The organism is Kitasatospora sp. NPDC057936, assembly GCF_042887525.1.
GTDB lineage: Bacteria > Actinomycetota > Actinomycetes > Streptomycetales > Streptomycetaceae > Kitasatospora.
In genome coordinates this window covers 135,789-145,701 of the sequence record NZ_JBHVPD010000004.1, presented here as the reverse complement: position 1 = coordinate 145,701, position 9,913 = coordinate 135,789, and the positions used below count along the sequence as shown (strand labels likewise).

Here is a 9,913-nt window from a genome sequence, read left to right as displayed (position 1 = left end):
CGGCTCAAACGACAGCCCCCCGTTGACCTGCGGCCGCCCCCGCCCGGCCCGGGGCGGCGGGCCGGCGCCCCGCCACCCCCGGGTGCCCTCGCGGGCCGGCGGGGTCAACTCCCGTCGGCCGAGAGCGTCCAGAGCGCGTGGGCGATGGCGTCGGTCATCCGCCCCAGCGCGGTGTCGTCGATGTTGGCGCTGGTGTCGCACGCGGCGTGGTAGCAGGCGTCGAACGCCTGGCCCGCGGTGCCGCCCCACTTGGCGGCCTGGTCGGCCGTCTTGATGTAGTCGGCGCCGCTGAACAGCCCTCCGACACGGATGCCCGCATCCTGGAAGGGCGCGTGGTCGGAGCGGCCGTCGCCCTCGAAGTCCTGCTCGGTGGCGATGCCGCGGGCGGCGAACCAGTCGTGGAACAGGGCGTCCAGCGCCGGGTCCTGGCGGTAGGTGAAGTAGCCGGGGTTCGGCGAGCCGATCATGTCGAAGTTCAGGTACGTGTCGATCGACGAACGGTCGGCGGGGGAAAGGCCGTTGACGTAGTTCCGGGAGCCGACCATGCCGTTCTCCTCGGCTCCCCACCATGCGAACCGGAGGTGCTTGGCGGGCTTGAGCCCGGCCCGCGAGACGGCCAGGGCGGTCTCCAGGATGCCCGCCGTGCCGGAGCCGTCGTCGTTGACGCCGGGGCCGGCCTGGACCGAGTCGAGGTGGGCTCCGGCCATCACGACGTGCGCGGAGTCGCCGGACGGCCAGTCGGCGATCAGGTTGGCACCGCCCGCACCCCCGTCGTCGAACTGCTGGACGGCGGTGGTGAATCCGGCCGCGTCCAGCTGCGCCTTCACATAGTCGAGCGAGGCCTGGTAACCGGAGGTGCCGTGGGCACGGTTCCCGCCATTGGCGTCGGCTATGGACTGCAGTTGCGCGAGGTGGGCCTTGACGTTGGCCACGGGTATGGCGGGGGCGTCCTGAAGTGCCTTGAGACCGACGGGTTTTACCCAGACGGCCGGGGCAGCGGGGGCGGCTGCGGTGGCCGGGGCGGCAGGGGCATAGAGGGCGGCGGCAACCAGGCCGGCCAGTGCGGTAGGCAGAACGGCACCGCGAAGGGCTGCACGGCGGAGGACTGTACGACGAGGGACGGCACGTCGAAGGACAGCACGGACGCCGTGCGGGGTGCGCTCGGTCACGGGAGGCTCCAGGTTCCGGTGGGGCAGAACGGGAAGGCGTAACCTCGCGGACGCGCACCGGGATTGGGGACTCCGGGCGGAACACCTGATGTGGGGTCAGGACGGGTCACGATCGCAAAGTTGACGCGTTCATGAGGATCCGGCCGGGCCCCGGGGTCGTCAAGGGGTGGCGCAGCGGTCGGCCGTCGGCCAAGGCCTGGACCGGCCGGGACGGTCAACCGTCGCCGAGGCCCATGTCGCGGGCGCGGGCCACCGCCTCGGCGCGCGTGCCGACGTGCAGCTTCTCGAAGATGTGGGTCACGTGGTTGCGCACCGTCTTCTCCGCCACGACCAGCTCACGCGCGATCCGCCGGTTGTCCAGTCCCCGCGCGACCAGGTCCAGCACCTCGGCCTCTCGGGCGGTGAGTTCGGGGAACAGCTGTCCCGCCTCGCGCATCCGCGCACCCGCCAGCAACTCGGCGATCCGCCCCGCGACCTCGCCCCCGAAGACCGCGCCGCCCGCCGCGACCGTCCGCACCGCGTGCAGCACCTCCTCCCGGCCGGCCCCCTTGACCAGGTAGCCGCGGGCCCCCGCCTGGAGGGCGGCGAGGAGGTTCCCGTCGTCGTCCGACATGGTCAGCATCAGCACGGGCGGGGCCTGCTCGCGCCCCGACAGCGTCCGGAGGGCTTCCAGGCCAGAGCCGTCGGGCAGCGAGAGGTCCATGATCACGACGTCCGGCACGGACCGCTCGACGGCCCCCGGCACCTCGGCGATCCGCTCGGCCTGCGCCACGACGGAGATGCCCTCGGCGCTCTCCAGTGCCGCCTTGAGGCCCTCGCGGAACAGCGGGTGGTCGTCGACGACCAGGACGCGGACGGGCCTGACTCCCTGCGGCTCGCCAGACCCCGACTCCGCGAGCCCCGACTCCGCGAGCCCCGGCTCTGCAAGTTTCGGCTCCGCGGGCATCGGGTCCTCGGGTTTCGGCTCATCACGCCTCGGCTCATCACGCCTCGGGCCCTCGGGTCGCAGCGTGCCGGGCTGCGACAGGTCCGGCTCCGGCGCGTTGGGCTGCGGTTCGTCCACCCGGTGTTCGTTCACCCGGCCGACGCTACCAGCGACGATGACGTGACTTTCCGTGACATGCTCCGGGGTCATCCGGGCGGCTGACCGGCCGGGCCGGAGCAGCGGGACACCGGCGGTGACCCGCTGCGGGCCGCGGACGAGACCCCTGCCCCATGCGCCCGGGACACCGGGCCGCCGAGACTGGAACGCGGCCCACGGAACGGCGGCCACCCCTCGCCGTCCCGGGCCGGAGCCCCGAGTACCCGAAGCCCACGTCCACCTTCGAGCCTCCGAGGCGGTGCCATGACCACGGCGTCCTCCCCCCGGCCCCGGACGGCGGCACGGCAGCAGCTCACGGCGGCTGCGGTCGTCACGGCGGTCTGCCTGGTCGTCGCCACCGCCTGGATCTGCTACGTACTCGTCCACCTGGGGGACCCGAGCGTCGTCACGCCCAGGAACGAGCTCGGCATCCTCATCTACGCCCTGCCGACCGCCGGTGCCGGGATGCTGCTCCACGCCCACCGCCCCGGCAACCCGCTCGGCTGGGTCATGCTGGTCTACGCGGTCACGCTCGTCCTGCCCAACGCCGCCGCGGCGCCGGTCACCGTCCAGGTCGCCGACCCCGGCGTCGTGGGCGCCGCGGCGGTGTTCCAGGTCCTCTGCGACACGGTCAACTCCACGCTCTTCTACGTCCTTCCGCTCTGGCTGCCCACCGGCCGCCTGACCACGCGCCGCTGGTGGTGGTACATCGCCGCGGTCGTGCTCTGGGTGCTGCCGGGCTCGCTGTCGTTCCTCGCCAGGCCCGAGGTGTTCGACCGCCCCGACCCGCTCGCGGACAGTCCGCCCGCCCGGTTCTTCGGAGCGCTCGGGGAGCACGTGTACGGGTACTCGGACGCCGTCAACTACCTGCTCGTCGGCATCGCCGCCGTCGTCCTGCTGGCGCGGATCCTCCGGCCGGCCGCCCCGGCGGCGGGGCAGCGGCAACCCGTCGCGCGGCACCGCGCGAACGTCGCGGCGATGCTCGCCGCCTACCTGTTCTGGGCCGGCATGCAGGACTTCTACCGGCGGATGTACCGGGAGGCGTTCTGGCTCAGCTACGCGCTCTTCGCGGCGGCCGGGCTCGCCTGGGCGGTCGCCGTCGGGTACCTGGTCGTCCGGGACCGCGGCTGGCGGCTCGACCGCGCCGCGCGCAGCGTCCTCAGCGGGCTGCTGCTGGCCACCGGGATCACCGCACTGTTCGTGGCGCTCGCGGCCGTCCTGTCCGGCCGGCTGGCGCCCGGGCACAGTGGGCCGGCGCTGGTGCTGATCGCCCTCGTGTTCACGCTCGGTGCCGGACTGCCGCGGGCCACCCGGTGGGCCGTCTCGCTGGTGGACCGGCTGTACTACGGCGAGCGGGCGCAGCCGTACCAGGTGCTGCGGCACCTGGCGGGGCGGGTGCGGCAGGTCGTCGACCCTGCGGAGTTGCCCGCCGCGCTGTGTGCGACGGTCGCGGAGGAACTGCGACTGCCCGGGGTCGCGCTCACCGTCAGTACGCGAGCCGGGCGGCGCCCGCTCGCCTCGGTGGGGCGGTTGGACGGGCGGCGGGAGCAGGGCTTCGCGCTGGTCCACCACGGCGAGCCGATCGGCGAGTTGACGGTCGGGCTGCGGGACGGCGAGGAGCGGCTGGACCCGAGCGACATCGACATCCTGCGCTCGCTGGCCGACCAGGCCTCGCCCGCGGTCGCGTCGCTGCGGCTGCAGGAGGACCTGCAGGCGAGCCGGGAGCAACTCGTCGCGGCGCGGGAGGAGGAGCGGCGCCGGCTGCGCCGGGACATCCACGACGGGCTCGGTCCGGCGCTCGCGGGGCTTCGGCTGCGGGTGGACAACGCGGCGTCGGCTCCCGCGGCGTCGGCTCCTGCGGCGTCGGCTCCTGCGGGATCAGGAGGTGCAGGGATTCCGGCGGCGTCCGTCCTGGACGGCGGCCTCGGCGGGACGCTGCGGGGAATCTCGGCCGACCTCGGGATGGCGATCAAGGAGGTACGGCGGATCACCGAACGCCTCGGGCCCGCGCCGCTGGGCGAGTTCGGGCTCACGCGGGCCGTGCGGCAGCTGGCCGGGACGTTCAGCGGCGCGGGGCTGAGGGTGACGGCCGACGTGTCGCCGGACCCGCTGCCCGACCTGCCGGCGGCGGTCGAGGTCGCGGTGTACCGGATCGCCGCCGAGGCCCTCAACAACGTGCTGCGGCATGCCCGGGCGCGCCACGCCAGGGTGACGGTCCGGGTGGACGCAGAGGCCGTCACCCTGGCCGTGAGGGACGACGGGGTGGGGCTGGTCGGGGACACGGCCCGGGAGGCCGGCCGGGACGGAGGGGCCGGAGGGGACAGAGGGGACGGAGAGGCCAGCGGGGTCGGGCTGCGGTCGATGGCGGACCGGGCCGCCGAGGTCGGGGGCAGGTGCACCGTCGGGCCCCTGCCGGAGCATGCGGGGACGGAGGTGCTGGCGACGCTGCCGCGGTCGCCCTCCCGAGAGCACGGCACGGACGGCTCGGGTTCCGCGCCCGAGGTGTGAGACGTCGGGGTGTGCGCCGTCGCGGCCGGTCGGCAGGCCACCCGTCACCCCACGGCACGGCCCTCGGTGCCGGGGGGCGCCGAGGGCCATCAGGGGATCGGGGACAGGGCCGACTGTCAGGTGTGGCCGGGCCTGCACTTCTGGCCGAGCTGGCAGCCCTGCGGCGACTCCCCGGTGCCCGGCGCCGAGCCGGTGCCGGACACCGACGCCGACGCCGAGCATGCGTTTTTCAGCGCGACCGCTGCCGCGATGGCGCCGACGGCGGCGCCGGCCATGCAGAGCGCCTTCGTGGTGGTGTTCGTTGCCATGAGTGGTACTCCCGCTTCTTCCGAACGGCCGAGTCGATCGATCGGTCACCCCCCACTGTGCGCACGAGTGCGCCCCGGCCGCATGGGACCGCCGTCCCGGTCCGGTCCCAGAGGGGCGGTCCCAGAGGGGCGGTCCCAGAGGGGCGGTCCCGGCCCGGGGCGGAGGAAGGACGGCGATGGCTCAGTGCGACCGGCAGGGGCGCGGCCGGTCGCTGTCGGCGAGGTGGTCGGTGGGCGGGTCCGGGCATCCGACACGGCCCAGAAGCGCCGTGACCGGCTCTTGCGGACCGGCGCGGAGGCCGTGCCGCTCCCCCGCCCGGACGTATGCCAAGTCACCGGGGAAGAGGGAGACTTCGCCGTACTCGCCGAGAAGCACGCCGGTGCCCGACATGACGACGATGAACGCATCGGACGCCGGGTAGCGGAGGAGCTCGTGGCCTTCACGTGCGGCGAGGGTCATCGATGTGACAGCAACCCTCCGCCAGGCCATCCGTTCCGAAGAACTCCTGCGCTGGGAAGGGATGTTGACCGACTCTTCGGCCCCCACCGGCTGGACGGTGAGGATGGCGGTCGGTGCACCCCGGAGGGCGGTGAGGCGGCAGACGCTGCCGGGCGCGTGGTGGAGCGCCTCGCCCGGACCGAGGATCCGGCCTGCCGCGGCGAGGCGGCCCGCGAGCACCACGGTCACCGATTCGGCGCCTGCCGGCGGGCGTTGCTCGATGTGGGCACCGGGCGGCAGCGTCTCGATGGTCAGGCCGGCGAGTACGGGCGGGCGGCGGCTCGCGTCGATCGGACGTTGGAGGGCGGGCGCGGTGCGGGGCACGGCGGCGGGGACGACAATCACGCGGATGACCTCCGAGGGTCATGTGCAGGTGAACGGCACTGGGGTCAAGGGCGGTTGTGGCACACGTGGCGCCGTTCGGCACGGCGGCGGGCGAGACTCTCTCGCGTCCCCGCGGTGCGGCGGGGAACGGCGAGGGTGAGGCAGAGCAGCTCCGCGCCGAGCGGGCCGGCTTCGAGATGGAGCGTGCGACCGCTCACGGCCAGGAGGAGGTCACCGTCTGATGCCAAGTGGCCTGGCTCGTCGGCCTGTTGGCCGATGGTGGCGGTGCCGCGCAGGACGTGGAGCACGGTCTCGGCATCGGCGCGTCCCGGCAGGACGTGGTGGGCGCCGGGGCTCAGGCGCAGGTGGTCGAAGGACTCGCAGGCGCTCGTGAGCATGTCGCGACGGGCGAGGCAGCGGACGCGGACGCGTTCGCCGTTCGGGCCGAGGATGACGGCGGCGGAGGCCGTCGCGCTGGAGACGATCACCGGGGTTCGCCTTCTTTCGGGGCTTGGGCGGGATGCGGGACGGCGAGGACCGCGTGGAAGTACTCCATCCCGGCGGTGCCGGCGGTGAGGACGGTCCGCGCGCCGATCGGGAGGGTGAGCGCGGTGCCCTCGACGAGCGGGATGCCCGCATCGGGGGCGCCGGCCTCCCCGGGTTCACCGGCCAGGCCGGACCCGGCGGTGACGTAGAGCATGTGCTCGACGGTGTCGGCGCCCACCTCCGCGCTGCGGCCCGGGTCGAGCCACTGCAGGCCGACACCGCGGAGGGGGCCGGCGAGCAGGCGGCCGGGGTCGACGGCGCCGTGTCGGCGCAGGTCGGTGAGGACGGTGCCCGGCATCTCGGGGCTCCTTCGGGTCGCGGCGGGCCCCGGTGGCCCGCCTTCGACATCACGGTCCGCCGCCCGCCGTCCCGGCCGCACGGGGGCTGGGTCCCGTGCGGTTCCCGGCTCGCGCCCGGGCCGTGCCCGTCCCCCGCCCGGGCGGCGAGCGGGACTCGGCCAGGACGGGGGCGGGACGGGTGGGACGGGTGGGACGACGGATAGCCGACAGCGAACAGATAACAGCTGACAGATAACAGATTTCGAAATCTGTTATCTGTCAGCTGTTCGCCCACTCCCGCTCCGCCCACCCGACGTACCGTGGAACTCGGAGGCTGCGCGATGCACGTCACCGGTACCCACTTCACCGACCGCACCGACGCGGGCCGCCGACTGGCCGCCCGCCTGGGGCACCTGAGCGGGTCGGACGCGGTCGTGGTCGCCCTGCCGCGCGGCGGGGTGCCCGTGGCCGCGGAGGTCGCCGCGGCGCTCGGCGCGCCCCTGGACATCTGTGTGATCCGCAAGCTCGGCGTGCCCTACCAGCCCGAGCTCGGCATGGGCGCCATCGGCGAGGGCGGCGTCCGGGTCCTGAACGACGAGGTGATGCGCCTCGGCGGGATCGCCCCCGACCAACTGGCCGACGTGGAGCGGCGCGAGCGCGCCGAGCTGGAGCGCCGCGCCCGCCGCTACCGGGGCGACCGCCCGCCCGCCGACCTGCGCGGCCGGACCGTCATCGTCGTCGACGACGGCATCGCCACCGGCTCCACCGCCCGGGCCGCCTGCCGGATCGTGCGCGCCCGCGGCGCGGCCCGCGTGGTCCTCGCCGTCCCCGTGGCCCCCCGGGACTGGACGGACCGCCTGGCCGACGTCGCCGACGAACTGGTCTGCGTCACCACGCCGTCCCCGTTCTTCGCGATCGGCGAGTTCTACGGCGACTTCTCCCAGACCGGCGACGACGAGGTCCTGAGCCTGCTGGCCGAGGCCCGCGGCGAGCGCCCGCCCGCGCCCGTCGCCCTCGACCGCGAGGTGGAGCTCTCCGCCGCCGGCGTCCGCCTGCCCGGCCACCTGACCGTCCCCGCCGACGCCTGCGGCATCGTCGTCTTCGCACACGGCAGCGGCAGCAGCCGCCACAGCCCCCGCAACCGGCACGTCGCCCGCCACCTCAACCGGTCCGGCCTGGCCACGCTGCTGTTCGACCTGCTCACCGAGGCCGAGGAGCCGGACCGGAGCAAGGTGTTCGACGTCGGCCTGCTCGGCTCCCGCCTGACCGCCGTCGCCGAGCGGCTGACCGCCCTGGATGCGACCCGGGCCCTGCCGCTCGGCCTGTTCGGCGCGAGCACGGGCGCCGCCGCCGCGCTGCACACTGCCGCCGACCTCGGGCCCGGGGTCGGCGCCGTGGTGTCACGCGGCGGCCGCCCCGATCTGGCCGGGCCGGACGCCCTGGGCCGGGTCACCGCCCCGACCCTGCTCGTCGTCGGCGGCCTCGACGGCACGGTGATCGACCTCAACCGGCGGGCGCGGGCCCGGCTGCGCTGCGAGAGTGAACTCGCGGTGGTCCCCCGAGCGGGCCACCTGTTCGAGGAGCCGGGCGCGTTGGACCAGGTCGCCGAGCTGGCCGGGGACTGGTTCCGGCACCACCTCGGAGCACCGGGCGACCCCTTCGAACCGGTTACGCAGAGTTCGTGAATCGACCCCGATCAGCAGCGCATATTGCGCAGCCGAACGCGGGATTTCCTGATCAGCTTGTACACATTGAACAGTGAAAAACCGACCTGTTGCCCAACCACCCGGACAGGAGCAAGCTCTCCGCTCAGCCGCACCGCCCACCCCCATCAGTGGCGCGGCCGCCTCAAGCGGACGCCTCAGAGCCGAGGCCCAAAGTGGAGGAAGACCGATGACCCCGCAGTCCCACGCCCTTGAGCTGACCCCCGAGGAGCGCGAGGCCGGTCTCGACGCCGACCAGCTGCGCCGCCTCGTCGGCCTCGTCGAGCACGACCCGGCCACCGACCCGTTCCCCGTGACCGCCCAGGACGCGGTCGTGTTCGTGGTCGGCAACGCCACCCAGACGGCGCAGTTCTACCAGGCCGTGTTCGGCATGGAGCTGGTCGCCTACTCCGGCCCGGAGACCGGTCGCCGCGACCGCAAGGCCTTCGTGCTCCGCTCCGGCTCGTGCCGCTTCGTGATCAAGGGCGGCGTCCAGCCGGACAGCCCGCTGCTGGACCACCACCGCCGCCACGGCGACGGCGTCGTCGACCTGGCGCTGGAGGTGCCGGACGTCGACAAGTGCATCGAGCACGCCCGCGCGACCGGCGCCACCGTGCTGGAGGAGCCGAACGACGTCTCGGACGAGAACGGCACCGTGCGCCGCGCCGCGATCGCGACCTACGGCGAGACCCGGCACACCCTGATCGACCGCTCCCGCTACCACGGCCCGTACCTGCCGGGCTACGTCGTCGCGGAGAGCAGGGTCAAGCACCCGGAGGGCTCGCCGAAGCGGCTGTTCCAGGCGCTGGACCACGCGGTCGGCAACGTCGAGCTCGGCAAGATGGACGAGTGGGTCTCGTTCTACAACCGGGTCATGGGCTTCGTGAACATGGCCGAGTTCGTCGGCGACGACATCGCCACCGACTACTCCGCGCTGATGTCGAAGGTCGTCGCGAGCGGCAACCACCGGGTCAAGTTCCCGCTGAACGAGCCGGCGATCGCCAAGAAGAAGTCGCAGATCGACGAGTACCTGGAGTTCTACACCGGTCCGGGCTGCCAGCACATGGCGCTCGCCACCAACGACATCCTCACCACGGTCGACATCCTGCGGGCGCGCGGCGTCGAGTTCCTCAACACCCCGGACGCGTACTACGACGACCCGGAGCTGCGCGCCCGGATCGGCAAGGTGCGCGTGCCGATCGAGGAGCTGAAGAAGCGCGGCATCCTGGTCGACCGCGACGAGGACGGCTACCTGCTGCAGATCTTCACCAAGCCGATCGGCGACCGCCCCACCGTGTTCTACGAGTTCATCGAGCGCCACGGTTCGCTCGGCTTCGGCAAGGGCAACTTCAAGGCGCTGTTCGAGTCCATCGAGCGCGAGCAGGAGGCCCGCGGCAACCTGTGAGGGTCGCGGAACTCTGAACACGGTCGACGTACCGTGAACGCGGTCGACGTACCGTGAGCACGAGCGGCTGAGCACGGTCGAGGAGGAGCAGG

Annotated in this window: 9 protein-coding genes; 3 read left to right on the top strand and 6 right to left on the bottom strand. The window is 73.7% G+C overall.

The genetic code is table 11. From position 1 onward, the window contains the following. Nucleotides 1-104 precede the first annotated feature (104 nt). Together ACFVU9_RS03805 and ACFVU9_RS03800 are read right to left on the bottom strand one after the other, a co-directional pair. Complete coding sequence (locus tag ACFVU9_RS03805) at nucleotides 105-932, bottom strand: M28 family metallopeptidase (RefSeq protein WP_380445573.1); 828 nt, start codon at nucleotides 930-932, stop codon at nucleotides 105-107. A 451-nt stretch (nucleotides 933-1,383) separates the two neighbouring features. After that, nucleotides 1,384-2,247 carry a response regulator gene (locus ACFVU9_RS03800; protein WP_387589583.1) on the bottom strand — a complete coding sequence of 288 codons (864 nt, stop codon included), beginning with the start codon at nucleotides 2,245-2,247 and terminating at the stop codon, nucleotides 1,384-1,386. A gap of 267 nt (nucleotides 2,248-2,514) precedes the next feature. Here ACFVU9_RS03800 and ACFVU9_RS03795 point away from each other — a divergent pair, with 267 nt between their 5' ends. Further along, nucleotides 2,515-4,758 carry a sensor histidine kinase gene (locus ACFVU9_RS03795; protein ID WP_387589580.1) on the top strand — a complete coding sequence of 748 codons (2,244 nt, stop codon included), beginning with the start codon at nucleotides 2,515-2,517 and terminating at the stop codon, nucleotides 4,756-4,758. Between the two features lie 116 nt (nucleotides 4,759-4,874). On the opposite strand, the gene ACFVU9_RS03790 is transcribed toward ACFVU9_RS03795, so the two are convergent. The 4 genes from ACFVU9_RS03790 to ACFVU9_RS03775 all read right to left on the bottom strand — a co-directional run bounded on the left by ACFVU9_RS03790 (nucleotide 4,875) and on the right by ACFVU9_RS03775 (nucleotide 6,733). Then, the gene (locus tag ACFVU9_RS03790; RefSeq protein WP_387589577.1) at nucleotides 4,875-5,066 is read right to left on the bottom strand and encodes a hypothetical protein; all 192 of its coding nucleotides are present in this window, start codon (nucleotides 5,064-5,066) and stop codon (nucleotides 4,875-4,877) included. 181 nt (nucleotides 5,067-5,247) lie between these two features. Next, complete coding sequence (locus tag ACFVU9_RS03785; protein WP_387589570.1) at nucleotides 5,248-5,910, bottom strand: cupin domain-containing protein; 663 nt, start codon at nucleotides 5,908-5,910, stop codon at nucleotides 5,248-5,250. A 44-nt stretch (nucleotides 5,911-5,954) separates the two neighbouring features. Next, nucleotides 5,955-6,377, bottom strand: coding sequence for a hypothetical protein (locus ACFVU9_RS03780; RefSeq protein WP_387589567.1), 423 nt, complete (start codon nucleotides 6,375-6,377; stop codon nucleotides 5,955-5,957). Continuing rightward, on the bottom strand, nucleotides 6,374-6,733 hold the full coding sequence (locus ACFVU9_RS03775) for a hypothetical protein (protein WP_380499971.1): 360 nt from the start codon (nucleotides 6,731-6,733) through the stop codon (nucleotides 6,374-6,376). The genes ACFVU9_RS03780 and ACFVU9_RS03775 overlap by 4 nt, the downstream gene beginning before the upstream one ends. Before the next feature lie 321 nt (nucleotides 6,734-7,054). On the opposite strand from ACFVU9_RS03775, the gene ACFVU9_RS03770 reads away from it, so the two are divergent. Next, nucleotides 7,055-8,398, top strand: coding sequence for a phosphoribosyltransferase family protein (locus ACFVU9_RS03770; RefSeq protein WP_387589563.1), 1,344 nt, complete (start codon nucleotides 7,055-7,057; stop codon nucleotides 8,396-8,398). Nucleotides 8,399-8,606: 208 nt separating this feature from the next. Continuing rightward, nucleotides 8,607-9,821 (top strand): 4-hydroxyphenylpyruvate dioxygenase, encoded by a 1,215-nt coding sequence (hppD, locus tag ACFVU9_RS03765; RefSeq protein WP_380445566.1) that lies wholly within the window; start codon nucleotides 8,607-8,609, stop codon nucleotides 9,819-9,821. Nucleotides 9,822-9,913: the final 92 nt, after the last annotated feature.

Bases quoted from the DNA above. Each gene is read 5' to 3' on its own strand.
- ACFVU9_RS03775 (WP_380499971.1), bottom strand. From the start codon at position 6,733: ATGCCGGGCACCGTCCTCACCGACCTGCGCCGACACGGCGCCGTCGAC.
- ACFVU9_RS03795 (WP_387589580.1), top strand. From the start codon at position 2,515: ATGACCACGGCGTCCTCCCCCCGGCCCCGGACGGCGGCACGGCAGCAG.
- ACFVU9_RS03790 (WP_387589577.1), bottom strand. From the start codon at position 5,066: ATGGCAACGAACACCACCACGAAGGCGCTCTGCATGGCCGGCGCCGCC.
- ACFVU9_RS03770 (WP_387589563.1), top strand. From the start codon at position 7,055: ATGCACGTCACCGGTACCCACTTCACCGACCGCACCGACGCGGGCCGC.
- hppD (WP_380445566.1), top strand. From the start codon at position 8,607: ATGACCCCGCAGTCCCACGCCCTTGAGCTGACCCCCGAGGAGCGCGAG.